Raw genomic sequence first — 20,022 nt, 5'->3', positions numbered from 1 at the left:
TCACGGGTGGCGGCCGCCGGCCGGTGACGGGTGCGGCGGCATCAGTGGGCTGCTCCGGCGGCCTGGCCGAGGACGTGGCGCACGAGCGGGGCGAGGACCGCCAGGGTGTCGCGCACCCCGCCGGTGGAGCCGGGTGCGGTGGCGAGCAGGACCGCCCGCTCGCCGCGGCCGGTGAGCCCGACGACGCCGCGCGAGACCACGGCGTGCGGCGTGGCGGCGAGACCGTGGGTGCGGATCTGCTCGGCGATCCCGGGCAGCTCGAGCACGAGCAGCGGGGCGACCGCCTCGGGGGTGACGTCCCGCGGCCCGACGCCGGTCCCTCCGGTGGTCAGCACGAGCCGCGCCCCGCCCGCGATCGCGTCCTCGACGGCGGCCCGGATCTGCTCGATCTCGTCGGGCACGACGACGGGGGCGTCGGCATGGATGCCCGCCTCGGCGAGCAGCTCGACGGCCAGCGGCCCCGACCGGTCGTCCTGGGTGCCGGCGTGGCACCGGTCCGAGACCGTGACGACGGCGCCGGGCAGCGGGGCGGTCGCGTCCGTGCCCCCGGCGGGGGTGGTGCCCTCGGCAGGAGCGGTGTGGCTCATGCCCCCAGGGTAGGAGCCCCGCGCCGGGCCGCCCACCAGGCGGCGGTGTAGCGCAGGCCGCCGTAGGCCGGCGGGCGGACGCGGGCGAGGGCGGACGCGGGCGCCGCGTCGGACTCGGGCACGAAGGCCGACTCCACCTCGGCGAGGAACGAGTCGGGAGGCAGCATCCACGCGGCGTCCGGCGAGAGGGCGGAGGGCGCACCGGTCACGGCGCCGGTGGGCGACCCGGGCAGGGGCCCGGCGCTGGGGGCGGTGCGGGTCGGCGTCACCGACGGCTGCGTCATCTCGGACCTCCTTCGAACCCAGGGTGTCCGGTACGACGGGTCCCGGACAGGTGCGACAAGTTGTACACCACGTGCGGGCCCGCGGCGGACACCGACACATGGGCCCCGCTGCCGGGTGCATGTCCGGGACCCCGGGCTCGGTGCTTGTCCGGGACCCCCGGCTCGGCGACCCTGGTGCCCGTGGACGACGAACGAGGGCCGCGCGGCGACCGGACGACCGGCCTGCTGCTCGCCGCCGGCGCCGGGAGCCGGTACGGCCGACCGAAGATCCTCGTCGAGGACTGGCTCGAGCACGCGACGGATGCGCTCTCGCGCGGTGGCTGCACCGACGTCGTCGTGGTCACCGGCGCGGCGCGTCCTCCGATGCCGGCCGGTGCCCGCGAGGTGCACTGCGCCGGCTGGCGGCGCGGGATCGGCGCCTCGCTGCGGGCCGGCCTCGCCGCGCTCGAGCCGGTCCCCGGGCGGGTGGCGATCCACCTCGTCGACTACCCGGACATCGGCGCCGAGGTCGTGCGCCGCGTGCTGACCGAGGGCGGTGACGGGCTGGCCCGGGCCGCCTTCGACGGCCGCGGCCGCCACCCCGTGCTCGTCCCCTCCGACCACCGCGCGCCCCTGCGGGCCGCCCTCACCGACGACGACGGCGCCGCCCCCTACCTGCGCGCCCACCCCGTGCGGCTCGTCGAGTGCGGGGATCTCGCCGGCGGGGAGGACGTCGACACGCCCCGCTGAGCCCGGCCGCGACGGGGCGTGGGGCGCCCGGTCCCGGCGCACCGACGCCCCGGGCCTGGTGGTCGGCGACAGCGCCGGAGCGGATCACTGGCCGGAGCACCACAGCCCCCGGCGTGACGGACGCACATACTGGGCCCGCAGCACGGGCGACGGACAGAGGGGGCGCAGGGCGACGGTGACGGACAGGTCCACGGACAGCTCGACGGGCACCGGCGAGCGGCGCGACCGCCAGGCCTGGTTGCTGCTCCCGGCCGGTCTCCTCGGCGGGACCACCGGCTGGGGGCTGACGGCGGCCGGTGGTGGTGCGAGCAGCCTCGCCGAGGCCTACGGCACGACACTCGTGCCGATCGGCCTGCTCACCACCGTGTTCGCGGTGACCTATGCGGCCCTCCAGCTCCCCGCGGGCGCCCTGGTCGACCGATGGGGCGTGCGGCGCACGGCGCTGGCCGGGATGTCGTTGACCGCGCTGTCCTACGTCGCGGCGCTGCTCGTCCCCTCGATCACCGTCGCCTTCGTGGCCCGGCTCCTCGCCGGAGCGGGCAGCGCGGTCGGCTTCGTCGCCGGCGCCGACCTCGCCCGGCGCTCGGGGACCGGTCAGCTCGGCCTGGGCGCCTTCGGCGGCATGGCCATCGGCTTCGGCGGGATCGGGGTGGCCGTCATCCCCGCCCTGGAACCGGTGCTCGGCTGGCGATCGGCCTGGGCGACGTCGATCGTCCCGGCCCTGGCCGCCGTCGCCCTGGTGCGGACGATGGTCCGCGGGATGCCGCCCGTGCGCCGCGAGCGCGCCGTCCGCGACGCCACCCGCCCCCACGTCCTGCGCGACCCTGAGCTCGGTCGCTTCACGGCGGTGCACGCCTCGACCTTCGGGCTCGGCGTGGTGCTCGGGAACTGGGCCGCGGAGATCCTCCGGTCCACCTGGGGGATCGAGGCTCGTACGGCCTCGATCATGGGCTCCCTCGTCCTGGCCACCACCCTGGTCAGCCGCCCGTTCGGCGGGTGGCTGACCTCGCGGCCGTCGGTGAGCCCGCGGCTCGTCGTCGTCGGCTCCCTGCTGGTGTGCGCGCTGTGCACCCTCGTCCTCGCCTTCCCCTCCGCGCCGGCCGTGGCCGTGACCGCGACGCTCGTCCTCGGTGTCGCGAGCGGCCTGCCGTTCGCCGCGGCGCTCGCCGGCTTCCTGGCGCTGCGCACGGGCGAGCCGGTCTCCTACATCGAGGACCGGCTCGACCACACGATGAACTCCGACCACCACGCCTCGGACCGGTGGTACGAGGCCAAGCTGGCGCTGTCCGCCGACGGGACGTTCCAGGCGCTCGACATCGACGTCGTCGACGACTACGGCGCCTACCTCCAGTTCGGGGTCGGCACGCACGGCAACGCGCTCTCGCAGTCCGTGGGTCCGTACAACATCGGTGAGCTGAAGTACCACCTGCGGGCCGTCGTGACGAACAAGTGCCAGCAGGGGGCCTACCGCGGCTTCGGCTCCGAGGTCCAGAACTGGGTGCTCGAGCGCCTGGTCGACCTCGCCGCCAAGGAGACCGGCATGCGACCCGAGGACATCCGCCGGAAGAACTTCATCCGGCCCGAGCAGTTCCCGCACCACATCCCCGGCGGGAACCTCTACGACTCCGGCGACTACGAGGCCGTGCTCGACACGACCCTGGGCCTGGTCGACCTCGAGCACTGGCGCCAGGAGAAGGTGCGCCTGCGCGAGGAGGATGGGCGCCACATCGGCATCGGACTGGTCTCCACCCAGGAGCGCAGCGTCTTCAGCTCGACGGAGTTCTGGTACTGGTTCGACGAGCCAGGCTTCGCGCCCACCTCCAGCCCGGAGAGCGCGACGATCACGGTCGACCCGACCGGGCAGTTCAACGTCGCGCTGCACTCCCAGGCGATGTGGGGCAACAGCCCGGAGACGGTGGCCTCGATGGTCGTCGCCGAGGAGTTCGGCGTCGACCCCGCCTCGGTCAACATCACCTACCAGGACACCGCGCACGCCCTGCCGGGCACCGGTCCGGGCGGCAGCCGCTTCACCGTCATGGTGGCCGGCGCCATCCGCGGGGCCGCCCGCAAGCTGCAGAAGAAGATCATCGACATCGCCGCGCACACCCTCGAGGTGCCGGCCGAGGACCTGGAGATCGTCGACGCCCGCGTCCAGGTCAAGGGCGCGCCGGACGTCAGCCTGGGACTGGCCGACGTCGCCGGCACGGCCTACTTCTTCGCGCTCAACCTGCCCCCGGGCATGACCAGCGGCCTCGAGGAGCAGTACACCTACGACCACCCGTTGACGACGATGCCCTCGGCGGACCGCTCCGACCTGGGTGTCTTCTACCCGATCATGGGGCACAACTGCCACATCGCGGTCGTCGAGGTCGACCCCGACACCGGCCTCGTCTCGATCCTCGACTACGCCGCGGTCCACGACGCCGGCACGGTGGTCAACCCGGTCACCCTCGGCGGTCACGTCGTCGGTGGTACCGCCCAGGGGATCGGGACCGCCCTGCTCGAGGAGCTCCCCTACGGCGAGGACGGGACGTTCCGCGCGATCTCCTTCCGCGACTTCCTTGTGCCGACGGCCCACGAGGTGCCCCACGTCAAGCTCGGCCACGTCGAGACGCCCTCGCCGTACACCGAGTACGGCATCAAGGGCGGTGGCGAGGGTGGGCGCATGGCGACCCCCGGCGTGCTCTCGGCGGCCATCGACGACGCGCTGGCCGAGTACGGCATGCGCGTGCGCGAGCTGCCCATCAAGCCCGCGGCCATCGTCGGTGCCGTCCAGCGGGGGCGGGCCGACAAGGACCAGGCGTGACCGGTCCGACCGACACGGACGGCGGGGCGCCCGGCGAGCACCGGGCGCCCCGACCGTCCGAGTTGACCGGACCGCGCGAGCTGCAGGAGGGACTGTGCTCGGTCGGCTACCTCGCCGGCGACGACCTCGCCATGGCGGCGTTCCTCGCCATGCGACTGGGCCGCCCCCTCCTGCTCGAGGGTGAGAACGGCGTCGGCAAGACGGAGGTCGCCCGGGCGCTCGCCGAGCTGCTCGGCCGCGATCTCGTCCGGCTGCAGTGCTACGAGGGCATCGACGCCAGCCAGGCCCTCTACGACTGGCACTACCCCCGCCAGCTCCTCGCCGTGCGGGAGGGGACCGGCCACGGTGACGTCTTCACCGAGGAGTTCCTGCTCGCCCGTCCGCTCCTGGCGGCGTTGCGTGCGGGCTCGGGTGCGGTGCTGCTCGTCGACGAGCTCGACCGGGCCGACGACGAGTTCGAGGCCTTCCTGCTCGAGCTCCTCTCCGACTTGGCCGTGACGATCCCCGAGGTCGGCCGTATCGAGGCCCCGCAGCCGCCCCTGGTCATCCTCACCTCGAACCGGACCCGCGACCTGCACAACGCGGTTCGACGCCGGTGCCTCTACTGCTGGGTCGAGCACCCCGGCCCGGAGCAGGAGACCGAGATCCTCCGGCTTCGCGCCCCGGAGGTGCCCGAGGACCTCGCCCGCGCCGTCAGCGGATCCGTCGCCCGGATCCGGGCGCTCGACCTCGCGCACCGGCCCGGCGTGGGGGAGTCGCTGGACTGGGCGAGCGCCCTGCACATGCTGGGCGTGATGACGCTGGACGCCGGCACCGCCCGTGCCACGCTGGCCGCGCTGGTCAAGGATGCCGACGACCAGCAGGTCGTGCGCGAGGCGATCGAGGACGTGGTCGCCGGGCCGGAGGCGACGTGACCGCGGCGGGCCCGCCGGGCAGCGACCCGGCGGGTGCGGACGTGGACGGCTCGGGCATGGCGGGTGCCGATCTCGCGGGCGGCGGACCGGTGGCGACCGAGCGGACCTGTGTGGAGTTCGCCGAGGTCCTGCGCCGCCACGGCGTGCCGGTCGGGACCTCCCAGCTCCTCACCCTCAGCGAGGCGCTGCACGCGCTGGGCCGGTTCTCGCTCCCGCAGCTGTACTGGGCCGGGCGTGCGGTGCTCGTCCTCGAGCCCGGCGGATATCCGGCCTACCAGCGGGCCTTCGCCGAGTACTTCATCGCCTCCGGCGACATGGAGGACCTCCCGACCGGCGCCGAGCGGGAGCGCCAGCTCCAGGTCGAGGCGCCCGGTGCGGGCGGTCCGCCACCGCCGTCGGCCGCGGCCACGGACGCGGAGGAGGTTCCCGAGCCGGCGCGGGTCGTCGCCAGTGACGTCGAGCAGCTGCGCAACCGCTCCTTCGGTGCGATGACCGCGGAGGAGCGCCGGCAGGCCGCCCGTCTCATCCAGGCCCTGCGCCCTCGGCTGCGTCGGCGCAGGAGCCGGCGCCGACACGCCGCGCGCACCGGCCCCTACATCGACATGCGTGGCACCCTGCGCCACCTCCTGGCCACGGACGGGGAGCCGCTGCGCCTGCGACGGCGACGTCGGCGGGTGCAGCGCCGACCGATCACCTTCCTCGTCGACATCTCGGGGTCGATGTCCGCCTACGGCGACAGCGTGTTCCGGCTCGCCCACGCCCTGCTGGGCACGGGCGAGCCGGTGGAGGTCTTCACGATCGGCACCGGCCTGCAACGGGTGACGGCCGAGCTGCGCGGGCACTCGCCCGACCGGGCGCTCGAACGGCTCGGTACCGCCGTCACGGGCTGGGACGGTGGGACGCGCCTGGCCACCTCGCTCAGCCGGCTGCTGCATGACGGGCGGGGGATGAACGCGGTACGTGGCGCCGTCGTCGTGATGTGCTCGGACGGCCTCGACCACGACGACCCGGCCGAGCTCGGCGCGGCCGTGGCCAGGATCCGGCGGCTCGCGCACACGCTTGTCTGGCTCAACCCGCTCAAGGCCGACCCGCGCTACCAGCCGCTGGCCCGGGGGATGGCGGCGGCCCTGCCGCACGTCGACGACTTCCGCTCCGGCCACAGCATCGCGGCGCTCGAGGACCTCGTACCCGTCCTGGCGGGTCGGGGCGGGACGGGGGTGGCGGCGTGAGGGACATCCTTGACGACCTGGTGGCCTGGCAGGCGGCGGGCACGCGGTTCGCGCTCGCGACCGTGGTGCGCACGTGGAGCTCCTCGCCTCGGGGGTCGGGCGCCTCGATGGCGGTCTCGGAGGCGGGCGAGGTGATCGGCAGCGTCTCCGGCGGTTGCGTCGAGGGCGCGGTGTACGACCTTGCCCAGCGGGTGCTCACCACCGGTGAACCGGCCGGTGAGACCTACGGTGTCTCTGACGGGGATGCCTTCAGCGTCGGTCTGACCTGCGGCGGGACGATCGAGGTGTTCGTCGAGGCCGTCACCCCCGAGTCGTTCCCCGAGCTGGTGGCGGTGCGTGCCGCGACGCTGGAGCGCGAGCCCGCGGCGGTCGCCACGGTCATCTACGGCGAGGGCGTGGTGGGTCGGCGGATGGTCCGTCTCGACGGTGTGTGGGCCGGCAGTGCGGGAGGTTCTGCGCTCACGCACAGCGTGGGCGAGCTCGCGGACGGGCTGCTGTCCCACGGGCGCAACGGCGTGCTCCACCTCGGCAGCGAGGGGCAGCACCGCATGGAGGACGTGACGGTGTTCGTCGAGTCCTTCGCGCCGACGCCGGAGATGATCGTGTTCGGGGCGATCGACTTCGCCGGCGCGGTGGTGCGGGTGGGTAAGTTCCTCGGGTTCCATGTCACCCTGTGCGACGCGCGGCCGGTGTTCGCCACCCCCGCGCGGTTCCCGGACGCGGACGAGGTGGTGGTGGCGTGGCCGCACGACTACCTGGCAGGGCGTGAGGTCGACGAGCGCACGGTGATCTGCGTGCTCACGCACGACCCGAAGTTCGACGTCCCGCTGCTGGTCGAGGCGCTGTCCACCCCGGCGGGATACATCGGGGCCATGGGCAGTCGGCGCACCCATGAGGACCGGCTGGCCCGGTTGCGGGAGGAGGGGATCTCGGAGCAGGAGTTCGCGCGGCTGTCCTCGCCGATCGGGCTCGACCTGGGTGGGCGCACGCCCGAGGAGACCGCCGTGGCGATCGCGGCGGAGATCGTCGCGACCCGCTGGGGCGGCACGGGGCGGCCCCTGAGCGAGACGGCCACGCCGATCCACCTCTGAGCGGGACGCGCGTTCCCGTCTCCACCGCATCCTGGGCGCCGTGCGGGCGAGCACGAGCTGCGGCTCGTGCGACTTTCCCGACTCCGGTGCTGATGTGCGCCCGGGAACGTCACGCGCCCCGGCTCGGCGCGCACACCTCGGGGACTTGACGGACCTCTGACAGTCCATCCAATATGGTCCGAGACGGACCAAGAGGTCCTCGCGCCGGACATGTGCCCTGCACGCCTCAGCAGGTGGTCCGGGAGAAGCCGTGCCGTTCAACGAAGAATCGAGCAGCTGATGAGTCGGAAACTGACCGCAGGTTGTGCCCTCCTCGCCGGTTCCCTGGTCCTGGCGGCATGCGGGGGAGGGGGCGACGACGGTTCGTCGGGCGAGGGAGAGGACGGGCTGACTCCCATCACGCTCGGAGTGATCCCCATCGGCGACACCGCTCCGGCGTGGCTCGGCGTCCAGGAGGGAATATTCGAGGAGCACGGTCTCGACGTCGAGATCCAGGTGCTCCAGGGTGGCGCCGCCGTCATCCCCGCCGTGCTCAGCGGCGAGATCCAGTTCGGCTTCTCCAACACGACCTCGCTGCTCGTGGCCGCCGACCAGGAGCTGGGCGTCACCTGGGTGGCGCCGGCGGCGTCAACCACGGGTGACGTGGAGGAGGACTTCAGCGCGGTCATGGTCATGCCCGACTCGGACATCGAGAGTCCCGCAGACCTCGAGGGGCGCACGGTCGCGGTCAACACGCTCAACAACATCGGTGACACGACGGTACGAGCGGTCGTCGAGGCCGACGGCGGGGACCCGGACGCCGTCGAGTTCGTCGAGCTCGGGTTCCCCGACATGCCGGCTGCGCTGACCGAGGGGCGCGTCGACGCGGCCTGGGTGCTCGACCCCTTCAAGACCATGCTGCTCGAGCAGGACGCCACGCCGATCGCGCACCCGTACGCGGAGGTGCACCCCGAGCTGATGGTCGCTGCGTACTTCGCGTCGGAGCAGTACGCGAGCACCGAACCTGAGGTGACCGACGCCTTCCAGGCAGCGATGCAGGAGTCCTTGCAGTTCGCCGAGGAGAACCCGGACGCGGCTCGCGAGGTGCTCACCGAGTTCACCGAGATCGCCCCAGAGGTACGGGCCGAGCTCGTCCTGCCGCGCTGGCCCGCGGAGTTCTCCATGGACTCGATCCAGACCCTTGCGGACCTTGCTCACGAGCACGGACTCCTCACGCAGGAGGCCGACCCCGAGAGCCTCATCCACTGACCGTCCGGCACGGTCCACAACAATGGAAGGGCAGCACATGACTGCAGAGCACGAGGGGCGATCGGTCCTGCTCACCGGCGTCGTCGGCGACATTGGACAGGCCTACCTCCGGGCGTTCGTCGCCGCCGGTGCCGATGTCGTCGCGATGGACCTCCCGTCGGTCGGCGACCGGGCGCGCACGCTCGTCGACGAGGTCACCGGGTCGGGCCCGGGCTCAGCGACGTTCGTCGCCGGCGACATCACCGACCGCTCCGACGCCGACGCCGCGGTCGACGAGGCCCGCAGCCGTCACGGCCGCCTCGACGCGCTCGTCAACAATGCCGCGGTCTACCACGGTCTCGGACGGAAGCGCTCGCTCCTCGAGCTGACCGAGGACGAGTGGGACCTGGTCCTGCGCGTCAACGTCGTGGGCTCCTGGCAGATGATCCGGGCCGCGGCGCCGGTCCTCGCCGACGGCGGGGGCGGGAGGATCGTCAACGTCGCGTCGACGGTCACCCGCATGGGCGCCGCGGGTTTCGCGCACTACGTCGCGTCCAAGGCCGCCGTCGAAGGCCTCACCCGCGCCGCCGCACGCGAGCTGGGCGCCGCCGGGACGACCGTCAACGCGGTGTCTCCCGGTCTCGTGGACGACGCCGGATCGCGAGCCGTCAACACCGACGAGTACCTCGCCCGGGTCGCCACGACCCGGTCGGTGCCACGCGCCATGGTCCCCGAGGACCTCGTCGGCGCCGTCATGTGGTTGAGCGGTCCGAACGCAGGTTTCGTCACCGGGCAGACCGTCATCGTCGACGGCGGCGGAGTCTTTGCATGAGCGCGGTGCTGCTCCCGGTCAGCCAGGATGTGCTCGACGTCCCCGGCGAGGCCACCGCCGCCGAGATCGAGGAGGCTGTCGCGACGTCACTCGGCGCGTTCGGCGGCTCCTGGCCCGTCGACCACAAGAGTCGGGCGTCCGTCCTGCTGCGCTGGGCCGACAGGCTCGAGGCCGAGACCGACGGACTTGTCGACCAGCTCGTCCGCGAGACGGGGAAGGTCGTCCCCGAGGCGCGCGCCGAGATCGCGGGCAGTGTCGACGCGCTGCGCTTCAACGCAGGGCTCGCCCGACTTCCCCTCGGCCGGGCGGGAGCGCTCTCGGACGGGAGCGGGTCGCACCTGGTCCGGGAGCCGGTCGGCCCCACGGTCTTCATCACACCGTGGAACTGGCCGGTCCTGCTGCTGCTGCGTGACCTCGCCCCGGCCTTCGCCGCCGGCGTCACCGCCATCGTCAAGCCGAGTCCCCAGACCCACCCCGTCACCGTGCGGGTCATCGAGCTCGGGCACGAGTCGGGCATCGACAGGGACGTCCTTCAGGTCCTGCCGGGCGGGGCCGCCACCGGGTCCGCGCTCGTGCGCCACCCCGGGACGGCCTCCGTGGCGATCACAGGCTCCACCACGGCGGGACAGGCCGTGCTGAGGGACTGTGCGGAGACCATGACCCGACCGCTGCTCGAGCTCGGCGGGAAAGCATCGATGCTCGTCCTGCCCGACGGAGACCTGGACAGGGCGCTGACCACGGCTGCCCGCGCCTCGGTCACGACGGCGGGGCAGATGTGCATGGCCTGCACGCGCGTGCTCGTGCATCAGGACCAGCTGGGTCACGCGCAGCGCCTGCTCGTCGATGTCGTGGGCGGAATGACCGTCGCTGACCCACGGGACCCGGCTGCGGACCTCGGCCCGCTCATCTCCGAGACGGCGTTCGACAAGGTGAGTTCGTACATCGACCTCGCGCACCGCGACGCGCAGGTCCTCGTCGGTGGTTCACGCGTGCAGCCCGAAGGCACCCGGGGTTACTTCCTCACGCCCAGCGTGGTCACCGGGGCCGACCCGACCTCGGCGCTCGTCCAGGACGACATCTTCGGCCCGGTGCTCTCGCTCGAGACCTACCGCGACGAGAACGATGCGCTCGACCTCGTCAACGCGACGCCCTTCGGCCTGGCCTCCTCGGTGTGGAGCCGCGACGTCGGATCCGCCCTGGCGATCGCCAAGGGGGTGCGGGCAGGAACGGTATGGGTCAACGGCTACAACCGCTCCTACGCCGAGGCGCCGTCCGGCGGGCACCGGATGTCGGGCCTCGGGCGTACCCGCGGCGTCGAGGGCATCGAGCAGTTCACCGAGCTCAAGCACGTGCACCTGACACTCGACTGACGTGGAGGAACTCCCGCATGGCACAGGCAACTGACGAACTCGCTCCCGCACCCGGCGCGGACCTTCGCGGGTGGCTCGACCGACTGGCCACCACCGGACGGCTGAGCGTCACCCGGGACGGTCTCGACCTGAGGTTCGGGGTGGCGGCGGTGGCCAACCGGCTCGACGGCACCACTGCTTCGGTGTTCCCGCACCCGTCCGGTCACGCGGGCACCGTGATCTCCGGCCTGCTCTCCCGCCGGTCCTGGATGGCCGAGGCCGCAGGGGTTACCGAGGACGAGCTCGTCGGTACGTTCGAGGCCGCGTGCCTCGACCCGATCCCGTGGGAGGAGACCGACGACGCACCCGTCCAGGAGGTCGAGCACACGGAGGTCGATCTGACCTCGTTGCTCCCGATCCCGACCCACAACGAGCACGACAGCGGAAGCTACATCACGGCAGGCCTGCTCATCTCGCGTCGACCGTCGACCGGTGAGCAGAACGTCTCGATCCACCGGCTCCAGGTGAGCGGTCCAGACACGCTCGGGGCGCTGCTGCTGCCCCGGCACACGATGAGGTTCTTCGACGAGCGGGAGGGCGGCGACGAGGACCTCGAGATCGCCGTCGTCGTCGGGGTCGACCCGCTCACCCTGATGTCCTCGCAGGCGATCGTGCCGCTGGGGCAGGACGAGCTGGAGATCTCCGGGGCGCTTCGTGGGGCGCCGCTGCGGGTGGCGCGCTGCCGGACGAACGAGGTGCGGGTGCCGGCGGATGCGGAGATCGTCATCGAGGGCCGGTTGATCGCCAACCGGCGGGAGCCCGAAGGGCCGTTCGGCGAGTTTCCCCAGTACTACGGCGAACGGGCCGAGCGGCACGTCATCCAGGTCGATCGTGTCACCCACCGCAGGGACCCGCTCTTCCACACGATCGTCGGTGGTGGCCTCGAGCACCTGCTGCTGGGCGCCATCCCGCGGGAGGCCTCGTTCCTCTCCCACCTGCGTCGCAGCTTCCCGTGCGTGCGTGACGTCCACCTGTCGCTCGGCGGCGTCGGCCGCTACCACCTGTACGTCCAGGTGAGCGATCCCCAGCCGGGCGAGGCGAAGAACGTCATCCTGGGGGCGCTGGCCACCCACTACGACATCAAGCACGTCACGGTCGTCGACACCGACGTGGACGTCCACGACCCGCGTGAGGTCGAGTGGGCCGTCGCCACACGGTTCCAGGCCGGGCGTGACCTCGTCACGGTCACTGCGTCGCAGGGGTCGAAGCTCGACCCCTCGACGGACGGCGGTGTGGGTGACAAGCTGGGCTTCGACGCCACCGTCCCGGTCGGGTCGCCCAAGATGAAGTATCTGCGGATCCGTGTACCGGGGGAGGCGGAGGTCGACCTGGACGAGGTCGTCACCGCCGGGAGAGACTGGCGTTCGGCCGTGGCGGACCGGTGAGGAGCACGAGATGGACCTGACGGACGTGACACCGCGGTTGATCGTCGGGATCACCGGGGCCTCCGGGGCCGCCTACGGCACCCGGATCCTCGAGGTCCTGCGTGACACGCCGATCGAGACGCACCTGATCCTCAGCAAGGCTGGACGCCTCACGCTCGCGCAGGAGACCGGTATGGTCCCCGCCGAGGTCGAGGCGCTGGCCGACGTCGTCCACCCCAACCACGACATCGGCGCGACGATCGCCAGCGGCTCGTTCCGGACCATGGGGATGGTCGTGGCGCCCTGCTCCGTGAAGTCGATGTCCGAGATCGCCTCGGGCATGACCTCGACGCTGGTCGCTCGGGCCGCCGACGTCCAGCTCAAGGAGCGGCGGCGCCTCGTCCTCATGGTGCGGGAGACCCCGCTGCACCGGAACCACCTGCGCAGCATGGCCGACCTCAGTGAGCTGGGGGCGATCATCGCCCCGCCGGTACCGGCGCTCTACACGCACCCGACCTCGGTGCAGGACATCGTCGACCACACCGTCGGGCGGGTCCTCGACCTGTTCGACATCGAGTCCGGTCTGGCACATCGCTGGCCGGGGATGTCCGCCGGCGAGGGCGCGCGCGCTCGCAGGCACGTCGACGGGCCGCGCTGACCACCTCGGCTCGCAGGCCACGCCCGCCTACGCGGCGCGCGTCGTCTCGGCGCTTCGCCAGTGCTCCTCGACGACGGCGTTGAACGGCTGCCCGAGCAGCGGCACCATGTGGGCCCGGCCGGGCAGGACGACCCGATCACCGCCCGTGCGGCGGGCGATGGTGTCGGCGACGATCTCGAAGGCGTCGAGGTGCCCTCCGGAGATGACGAGCACCGGGGTCCCGGCCGCCGCGATCGCCTCGAGGTCGGGCCGCGCCTCCCAGGGGCCGCGCGAGGTCATCACCGCGCGCACGCCGTCCTCGAGCGCGGCCGGGAGGGGGCGCCGCGGCCAGGGGCGCTCGCCGATGGTCGTCGAGAAGCGGTGCCAGAACTCGAAGGGGTCCTCGAGGGCGGCGTCCCACAGCTGCTCGAGGCGGCCCCGCACCTCGCGGACCGCGGGCTCCTCGCTCAGCCCGAAGGCCGGCGGCTCGACCAGCGTGAGGGACCGCACCAGGTGCGGGGCCGCTGCGGCCACGTGCATCGCGGCCACGCCCCCGTTGGAGTGCCCCACCAGGTGGGCGCCCTCGCCGAGGAGCGGGACGTATCCCGGGGCCTCGGCCTCGAAGTCGACCCGCACCCGCGGGCTGCCGCCGTACCCGGGACGGTCGGGGACCACCAGCGTCCACCGGTGCGCCAACGGGGCCTGCATACGGAAACCGCCGCTCCCGGTGGCGGCGTCGCAGTGCAGCAGCACCACCCGGGGGCCGGTGCCGTCGACCTCGACGTGCAGCTGTCCGCTCACCACGACGCGGCGACCCCGGTCGCGCCGGTGCCGCTGTCGTCGGCGGTGCCCGACGGGCCGTCACCGCTCTTCTCGGCGGCGATCCGCTCCTCGACCTCGTCGATGAGCTCGGTCCAGTACTCCAGGGACGTGTGCTCGATGCGCTGGCCCAGGCGCAGCGGGAGCAGACGGGGAGCGATGCGGGGGTCGCCGGTGAAGCGCTCCGACATGTCGTCGTAGACCGCCAGCCGCTCGGTGTGCTGGCGGACCTGCTCGCGCGCGAGGGCGAGCAGGTCCTCGTCCGTGCCGAGCTCGGAGAGGAACAGCTTGAGCTGGGCGATGTCACGGATCTGCATGGGGTCGTGCTCCGGCGCGGCGAGCCAGGCGGTCAGCGCCCCACGCCCGGCGGAGGTCAGCGAGAAGGTCTGCCGCCGGCGCCCCCCGTCCTCGGTGTCGACCTCGAGCAGGCCCGCCTCGACGAGCCGCCGGGGCTCGGAGTAGAGCTGGGCGTGGGGGAAGGGCCAGAAGAACCCGACCGAGCGGCCGACGGCCCGCTTGAGGTCGTAGGAGGTCGACGGTCCACGCAGCCCGATGAGTCCGAGCACCACGTAGGACGTCGTCGAGAGGCGTAACTTTGACACGAACCCGACGCTACATTAAGGTCTAGCTCTGATCCAGATCGTATGAAACGAACGATCGTCGTCGGACCATGATGAGGTGGAGGTCGAGGTGGGCGCAGTCGAGCCACGCCGCGAGCGGTACGTCGGGCAGCCCCTCGCACGGATCGAAGACCCCGCGCTGCTCACCGGCCGCGGCCGGTTCCTCGACGACCTCGACCCGCTGCCGGGCACCCTGGTCGCGGCCGTCGTGCGCAGCCCGCACCCTCACGCGCGCATCGTCTCCGTCGACCTCGAGCGGGCCCGCGCCCACCCCGGCGTCGCCGCCGTGATCGGCCCCGACGAGGTCCTGGAGACCCTGCGGCCCTTCCCGCTCACCCTGCGGGCGCCCATGCCGTACTACCCGACCGGGACGGACAAGGTGCGCTTCGTCGGTGAGCCTGTCGCCGTCGTCGTGGCCACCGACCGTTACACCGCCGAGGACGCCGCCGAGCTGGTGTCGGTCGACTACGAGCTGCTGCCGGCGGTCGTCGACACGGCCCGCGCCATCGAGCCCGACGCCCCGCTCCTGCACGAGGACGCCGGGACCAACGTGGCCAGCGACCGCGAGTTCCTCTTCGGCGAGGTCAACGACGCCTTCGCCTCCGCCGCCCACGTCGTCACCGGCGAGTACAGCTTCCCGCGCTACTCCTCGACCCCCATGGAGTGCTACTCGGTGGTCGCCGAATGGCGCGACGAGGCCGACGGCCCCCACGTGACGGCCTACTCGAACTTCCACGGCCCGTTCTCCATGGTCCCCGTCCTCACGGGAGCGCTCGGCGTCACCCCGGCCCAGCTGCGGCTCATCGTCCCGCAGGACAACGGCGGCAGCTTCGGGATCAAGGCCGGCATCTACCCCTACATCGCCCTCATGGCGCTCGCCAGCCGGCATGCCGGTCGGCCCGTGCGCTGGACCGAGGACCGCGTCGAGCACCTCCTGGCCAGCTCGGCCGGCTCCGACCGGCTCATGCGCTTCACCGCCGCTGTCGAGGCGGACGGCACCGTCAGCGCGCTCGACGTCGACTTCGCCGAGAACGTCGGCGCCTACCTGCGCCCGCCAGAGCCCGCCACGCTCTACCGCTGCTTCGGCAACATCACCGGCGCCTACCGGATCGACGCCGTGCGGCTGCGCTCGCGCGCGATCGTCACCAACAAGGCGCCCACCGGGCTCAACCGCGGCTTCGGCGGCCAGCAGCTCTACTTCGGCCTCGAACGCATCATGGACAAGATCGCCGCCACCCTCGAGGTCGACCCCCTCGAGCTGCGGCGCCGCAACCTCGTGCGCACCGGCTCCTTCCCCTACGCCACCCCCACCGGCGGCATCTACGACTCCGGGGACTACGAGCGCGCCGTCGAGCTCCTCGTCGAGTCCACCGACTACGCCCGGCTGCGCGAGCAGCAGGCCGAGGCCCGCGCGCGCGGTGAGCTCGTCGGCGCGGGGATCGCCGTCGTCGTGGAGCCCTCGGCGACCAACATCGGCTACGTCGGCCTGGCCACGCCCAAGGAGGACCGACCGCCGGGGCGGGACAAGTCCGGCTCCACGGAGCACGTGCGGGTCACGGTCGACCCCTATGGCGTCGTCTCGGTCCTCCTCGGCACCGTCCCCCAGGGGCAGGGGCACGCCACGGTGGCCCGCCAGGTCGTGGCCGACCAGCTCGGCCTGCCGCTCGAGCAGGTGGTGCCCACCGTGGACATGGACACCGCCACCACCCCGTGGACGGTGACCTCGGGCAGCTACTCCTCCCGCTTCTCCCCGCTGCTGACCTCGGCGATCGTCGAGGCGACCGACCGGATCGCCGCCTCGATCAAGGTCGCGGCCGGCGTGCTGCTCCAGGCCGAGCCCGACGAGCTCGAGCTGGTCGACGGGCTCGTGCGGGTGGCCGCCGAGCCGGAGCGCTCGGTGAAGTTCCGCCACGCGGCCGGTGTCGTGCACTGGGACCCGGGCGCGCTGCCCGACGGCGTGGAGGCCAACCTCTACGCCGAGGCTGCCTTCACCCCGCCGGAGGCCAAGGCGCCCTCGCGCACCGACCAGGTCAACTCCTCGCTGTGCTACGGGTTCGTCGCCGAGCTCGTCCAGGTGCGCATCGACCCCGACACCTACGAGATCACGATCGAGAAGGTGACCGGCGTGCACGACGCCGGCACCGTGCTCAACCCCCAGCTCATCGAGGGCCAGGTGCACGGCGCGATCGTGCACGGCCTCGGCGGCGCTCTGTACGAGGAGATGGCCTACACCGAGTCGGGCCAGCCCACCGCCTCCTTCATGGACTACCTCGTCCCGACCTCGGCAGAGTCCATGTTCGAGCTCGTCGGCAACCGCATCGTCTCGCCCTCACCGGTGACCCGGCTCGGCGCCAAGGGCTCGGGCGAGGGCTCCTCGATGAGCTTCCCCGTCGCGGTGGCCAACGCCGTCGAGGACGCCCTGTCCGCCCACGACGTCGAGATCACCCGCCTGCCCCTGCACGGCAACGTCATCCACGACCTGCTGCACACCCCCTGACCACCTCGAGACACGAGAGACGAGAGACCATGCCCCTCACCGGCGGAGACATCCGACTCGAGCGCAGCCACGACGGCCGCGTCGCCACCCTCACCCTCGACCACGGCCGGTTCAACATCATCACGATGGAGACGCGCGCCCTCATGGCGGAGCGGTTCGCCGAGATCGACGCTGACTCCGATGTCGCGGTCGTCGTCATCCGCGGCGAGGGCGAGCACTTCACCTCCGGCGGCGACATCGCCGGGTTCATGGAGGTCGAGCCCTTCGACCTCACCGACCTCGGTCAGGACATCACGGCCCCGGCCCGCTCGCCCAAGCCGGTCATCACCGCCGTCGACGGCTACTGCTTCGGGGTCGGCTTCGAGCTGGCCCTGTCCGCCGACATCCGCATCGCCACGGCGCGCTCGCAGTTCGCCCTGCCCGAGATGCGCCTGGGCATGATGCCCGGCAGCGGCGGCACGCAGCGCCTGGCCCGCCTCGTCGGCCTCTCGCGGGCGAAGTACCACGTGCTCACCGCCGAGCGGATCTCCGCCCAGCAGGGCCTCGACTGGGGCCTGCTGGCCTCCGTCGCCGAGGACCGCGCCGGGCTCGACGCCGAGGTCGAGCGCCTCGTGACCACCCTGCTCGGGTACTCGCCGGTCGCGCTGCGCACCGCCAAGGAGGTCCTCGACCGCGGGGTCGACGGCCCCCTGGCCACCGGCGTCGAGCTCGAGCGCAAGTCCTACTCCATGCTGCGCGCCACTCACGACTTCGCCGAGGGCGTCGCCGCCTTCGGCGAGAAGCGCGCCCCGCGCTTCGAGGGCCGCTGACGTGAAGGCCGCCCCCTTCGCGTACGTCCGACCGACCAGGCTCGGGGACGTCGTCGCCGAGCTCGTCGCAGCGGACGCCGACGGCGGCGGCAAGGTCATCGCGGGCGGACAGTCCCTGGTCCCCGTCCTGGCCATGCGGCTGGGCCGGCCCGCGACCCTCGTGGACGTCACGCAGGTGCCCGAGCTCGCCCAGGTGGGCGTCAGCGAGGGCGCGCTGCGCATCGGCGCCGCCGTGCGGCAGCGACGCGTCGAGCGCGAGCACCGCGCCACGGTGCCGCTGCTCAGCGCGGCCCTGCCCTGGATCGGGCACCGGGAGATCCGCAGCCGCGGCACCGTCTGCGGGTCCCTCGCGCACGCCGACCCCGCCTCCGAGCTGCCGGCCGTCGCCGTGGCCCTGGACGCCACGCTCGACGTCGCCGGCCCGGAGGGTCGCCGCCAGGTGGCCGCCGCGGACTTCTTCCGCGGGGCGATGACCACCGCGCTGGGGCCGACCGAGGTCCTCACCTCGGTGCGCATGCCGCTCCCCGGCCCGGGGGAGGGCTTCGGCTTCGCCGAGGTGGCCCGCCGGCACGGCGACTTCGCGCTGGCCGGTGTCGCGGTCCGCGTGCGGACCCGGGCCGGGGCGGTGCGCGACGCGCAGGTGACCGTCCTCGGCGTCGCCGACCGGCCCCGGCGCACGGAGGTCGGCCCCGAGCTCGCCGCCGCGGTGGCGGCCGGGGACGGCTCGACCGGCGACCTCACCGACCGGTTGACCGAGGTCGTCGACGCCGTCGCCCATGAGGTCGTCACCACCGGCGGCGACCCCAGCGGATCGCCCGCCTACCGGCGTCGCCTGGTCCGCACGCTCGGCGCGCGCGAGCTCGCCCGCGCCTACACCTCGGCCGTGAGGAGCACCGCCGCATGAACGCGCTGCGCGCACTGACCCGACCGCTCGGCCGGCTCACCGGCCGTGCCGAGCCGCCCGCCGAGCAGGGGCAGACCCTGCGGATCGGCGCCGAGGAGACGATGACGGTCTCCTTCACCGTCAACGGGCGCCCCGCCACCGTCGACGTCGCCCCGCGCGTCACCCTCTCCGACGCCCTACGCGACCACCTGGGCCTGACCGGCACGCACCTCGGCTGCGAGCACGGGGTGTGCGGGATGTGCACGGTGATCGTCGACGGCGACGCCGCCCGCGCCTGCCTGCTGCTGGCCTGCCAGCTCGAGGGCGCCGAGATCATGACCGTCGAGGGCCTCGGCCGCCCCGACGACCTGCACCCGCTGCAGGAGTCCTTCGGCAGGCACCACGCCCTGCAGTGCGGGTTCTGCACACCGGGCCAGCTGATGAGCGCCTACGACCTCCTCGACCACGAGCCGGGCGTGGCCCGCGAGGAGCTCCCGGAGAAGATGTCCGGCGTCCTGTGCCGCTGCACCGGCTACCGCAACATCATGGACGCGGTCGCCGAGGTGGCCGAGGACCACCCCGACGGAGTCCCCGCCCCGCACAACTGCGCCTCGGGCGCCCTGCTGCGCCGCGACAACCTGGGTGGCCGCGCCGCTGAGGGCGCGGCCGGGGCCGGGGACGACGACGGCGGGGTCGCCGAGATCCGCATGCCACACACCGAGCCCACGGTCGCCATCGAGGTCGACGACGACGTCGCCGCCGCGCCCGAGGCCCTGTGGGAGGTCATGGCCGACACGGAGCGGCTCGCCCGCTGCCTGCCCGGTGCCGAGCTCGTCGCCGACTACGGCGACGACCGGTACAAGGGCCGGATCCGGGTCGCGCTCGGCCCGGTCAAGCTCGCCTTCGTCGGCGACATCCACGTCGTCGAGCGCGACGAGGAGCGGCGCCGGATCGTGGCGCTCGCGCAGGCCGCTGACGCCGGTGGCGGCAACGTCCAGGCCGAGGTGCAGCTGACGGTCACACCGGGTGCGGGCGGAGGAGCCGGCAGCCACGTGCACGCCGAGGCGAGCCTGCACATGACCGGGCGCATCGCCCAGTTCGGTCGCTCCCTGGCGGGCGACGTCAGCCGGGAGATGTTCGGCCAGTTCACCGGCGCCCTCGACGCCACCGCCCGCGGCGAGGAGCCCGTCACCTCGGCCCCGCCGAGCGCGCTGTCCATGGTCACCCAGCTCACCGCCACGCGCCTGCGTGGGGTCATCGACCGAGTCACGAGGAGGAACTGATC

18 protein-coding genes are annotated in these 20,022 nt (G+C 73.1%); 14 read left to right on the top strand and 4 right to left on the bottom strand.

Going from position 1 to position 20,022, the window contains the following annotated elements; all coding sequences use genetic code 11:
- Positions 1-41: 41 nt before the first annotated feature.
- Together AC3D3D_RS07730 and AC3D3D_RS07725 are read right to left on the bottom strand one after the other, a co-directional pair.
- Complete coding sequence (locus AC3D3D_RS07730) at positions 42-587, bottom strand: MogA/MoaB family molybdenum cofactor biosynthesis protein (RefSeq protein ID WP_463662682.1); 546 nt, start codon at positions 585-587, stop codon at positions 42-44.
- Complete coding sequence (locus AC3D3D_RS07725; RefSeq protein WP_463662683.1) at positions 584-871, bottom strand: hypothetical protein; 288 nt, start codon at positions 869-871, stop codon at positions 584-586. The genes AC3D3D_RS07730 and AC3D3D_RS07725 overlap by 4 nt, the downstream gene beginning before the upstream one ends.
- Before the next feature lie 180 nt (positions 872-1,051).
- Here AC3D3D_RS07725 and AC3D3D_RS07720 point away from each other — a divergent pair, with 180 nt between their 5' ends.
- The 10 genes from AC3D3D_RS07720 to AC3D3D_RS07675 all read left to right on the top strand — a co-directional run bounded on the left by AC3D3D_RS07720 (position 1,052) and on the right by AC3D3D_RS07675 (position 13,130).
- Positions 1,052-1,600: a nucleotidyltransferase family protein gene (locus AC3D3D_RS07720; RefSeq protein ID WP_463662684.1), complete on the top strand. Its 549-nt coding sequence runs from the start codon at positions 1,052-1,054 to the stop codon at positions 1,598-1,600.
- A 175-nt stretch (positions 1,601-1,775) separates the two neighbouring features.
- Complete coding sequence (locus AC3D3D_RS07715) at positions 1,776-4,406, top strand: MFS transporter (protein WP_463662685.1); 2,631 nt, start codon at positions 1,776-1,778, stop codon at positions 4,404-4,406.
- A complete protein-coding gene (locus AC3D3D_RS07710) occupies positions 4,403-5,320 on the top strand; it encodes an AAA family ATPase (RefSeq protein ID WP_463662686.1) in 918 nt (305 codons plus the stop codon). Before AC3D3D_RS07715 ends, AC3D3D_RS07710 begins: the two co-directional genes overlap by 4 nt.
- Positions 5,317-6,549 (top strand): vWA domain-containing protein, encoded by a 1,233-nt coding sequence (locus AC3D3D_RS07705; RefSeq protein WP_463662687.1) that lies wholly within the window; start codon positions 5,317-5,319, stop codon positions 6,547-6,549. Before AC3D3D_RS07710 ends, AC3D3D_RS07705 begins: the two co-directional genes overlap by 4 nt.
- Positions 6,546-7,640, top strand: coding sequence for an XdhC family protein (locus tag AC3D3D_RS07700; protein WP_463662688.1), 1,095 nt, complete (start codon positions 6,546-6,548; stop codon positions 7,638-7,640). Before AC3D3D_RS07705 ends, AC3D3D_RS07700 begins: the two co-directional genes overlap by 4 nt.
- A 279-nt stretch (positions 7,641-7,919) precedes the next feature.
- Positions 7,920-8,888 carry an ABC transporter substrate-binding protein gene (locus AC3D3D_RS07695; RefSeq protein ID WP_463662689.1) on the top strand — a complete coding sequence of 323 codons (969 nt, stop codon included), beginning with the start codon at positions 7,920-7,922 and terminating at the stop codon, positions 8,886-8,888.
- A gap of 37 nt (positions 8,889-8,925) precedes the next feature.
- The gene (locus AC3D3D_RS07690; protein WP_463662690.1) at positions 8,926-9,699 is read left to right on the top strand and encodes an SDR family oxidoreductase; all 774 of its coding nucleotides are present in this window, start codon (positions 8,926-8,928) and stop codon (positions 9,697-9,699) included.
- A complete protein-coding gene (locus tag AC3D3D_RS07685; RefSeq protein WP_463662691.1) occupies positions 9,696-11,069 on the top strand; it encodes an aldehyde dehydrogenase family protein in 1,374 nt (457 codons plus the stop codon). Before AC3D3D_RS07690 ends, AC3D3D_RS07685 begins: the two co-directional genes overlap by 4 nt.
- Before the next feature lie 17 nt (positions 11,070-11,086).
- Positions 11,087-12,493, top strand: coding sequence for a UbiD family decarboxylase (locus tag AC3D3D_RS07680; RefSeq protein WP_463662692.1), 1,407 nt, complete (start codon positions 11,087-11,089; stop codon positions 12,491-12,493).
- A 10-nt stretch (positions 12,494-12,503) separates the two neighbouring features.
- Positions 12,504-13,130 (top strand): UbiX family flavin prenyltransferase, encoded by a 627-nt coding sequence (locus tag AC3D3D_RS07675; RefSeq protein ID WP_463662693.1) that lies wholly within the window; start codon positions 12,504-12,506, stop codon positions 13,128-13,130.
- Between the two features lie 27 nt (positions 13,131-13,157).
- Here the strand turns inward: AC3D3D_RS07675 and AC3D3D_RS07670 are convergent, their stop codons facing one another.
- A complete protein-coding gene (locus tag AC3D3D_RS07670; RefSeq protein ID WP_488511838.1) occupies positions 13,158-13,910 on the bottom strand; it encodes an alpha/beta fold hydrolase in 753 nt (250 codons plus the stop codon).
- A complete protein-coding gene (locus AC3D3D_RS07665) occupies positions 13,907-14,530 on the bottom strand; it encodes a PadR family transcriptional regulator (protein WP_463662695.1) in 624 nt (207 codons plus the stop codon). The genes AC3D3D_RS07670 and AC3D3D_RS07665 overlap by 4 nt, the downstream gene beginning before the upstream one ends.
- A 76-nt stretch (positions 14,531-14,606) precedes the next feature.
- Between AC3D3D_RS07665 and AC3D3D_RS07660 the strand changes: the two genes are divergently transcribed.
- The 4 genes from AC3D3D_RS07660 to AC3D3D_RS07645 are packed head-to-tail and all read left to right on the top strand — an operon-like array spanning position 14,607 to position 20,020.
- Positions 14,607-17,045, top strand: a complete 2,439-nt coding sequence (locus AC3D3D_RS07660; protein WP_463662696.1) for a xanthine dehydrogenase family protein molybdopterin-binding subunit — start codon at positions 14,607-14,609, stop codon at positions 17,043-17,045.
- Between the two features lie 29 nt (positions 17,046-17,074).
- Complete coding sequence (locus AC3D3D_RS07655; protein WP_463662697.1) at positions 17,075-17,854, top strand: enoyl-CoA hydratase/isomerase family protein; 780 nt, start codon at positions 17,075-17,077, stop codon at positions 17,852-17,854.
- Between the two features lies 1 nt (position 17,855).
- A complete protein-coding gene (locus AC3D3D_RS07650; protein ID WP_463662698.1) occupies positions 17,856-18,758 on the top strand; it encodes an FAD binding domain-containing protein in 903 nt (300 codons plus the stop codon).
- Positions 18,755-20,020 (top strand): xanthine dehydrogenase family Fe-S subunit, encoded by a 1,266-nt coding sequence (locus tag AC3D3D_RS07645; protein WP_463662699.1) that lies wholly within the window; start codon positions 18,755-18,757, stop codon positions 20,018-20,020. Before AC3D3D_RS07650 ends, AC3D3D_RS07645 begins: the two co-directional genes overlap by 4 nt.
- The last annotated feature ends 2 nt before the right edge of the window (positions 20,021-20,022 follow it).

Source organism: Georgenia sp. X1117 (assembly GCF_057784635.1).
Note: the sequence above shows the minus strand (reverse complement) of the source record. Positions and strands in the feature narration are given on the sequence as shown.

Excerpts from the sequence above, each read along its gene's own strand:
- AC3D3D_RS07680 (WP_463662692.1), top strand. The coding sequence starts at position 11,087 with ATGGCACAGGCAACTGACGAACTCGCTCCCGCACCCGGCGCGGACCTT.
- AC3D3D_RS07725 (WP_463662683.1), bottom strand. The coding sequence starts at position 871 with ATGACGCAGCCGTCGGTGACGCCGACCCGCACCGCCCCCAGCGCCGGG.
- AC3D3D_RS07655 (WP_463662697.1), top strand. The coding sequence starts at position 17,075 with ATGCCCCTCACCGGCGGAGACATCCGACTCGAGCGCAGCCACGACGGC.
- AC3D3D_RS07675 (WP_463662693.1), top strand. The coding sequence starts at position 12,504 with ATGGACCTGACGGACGTGACACCGCGGTTGATCGTCGGGATCACCGGG.
- AC3D3D_RS07685 (WP_463662691.1), top strand. The coding sequence starts at position 9,696 with ATGAGCGCGGTGCTGCTCCCGGTCAGCCAGGATGTGCTCGACGTCCCC.
- AC3D3D_RS07730 (WP_463662682.1), bottom strand. The coding sequence starts at position 587 with ATGAGCCACACCGCTCCTGCCGAGGGCACCACCCCCGCCGGGGGCACG.
- AC3D3D_RS07690 (WP_463662690.1), top strand. The coding sequence starts at position 8,926 with ATGACTGCAGAGCACGAGGGGCGATCGGTCCTGCTCACCGGCGTCGTC.
- AC3D3D_RS07645 (WP_463662699.1), top strand. The coding sequence starts at position 18,755 with ATGAACGCGCTGCGCGCACTGACCCGACCGCTCGGCCGGCTCACCGGC.
- AC3D3D_RS07695 (WP_463662689.1), top strand. The coding sequence starts at position 7,920 with ATGAGTCGGAAACTGACCGCAGGTTGTGCCCTCCTCGCCGGTTCCCTG.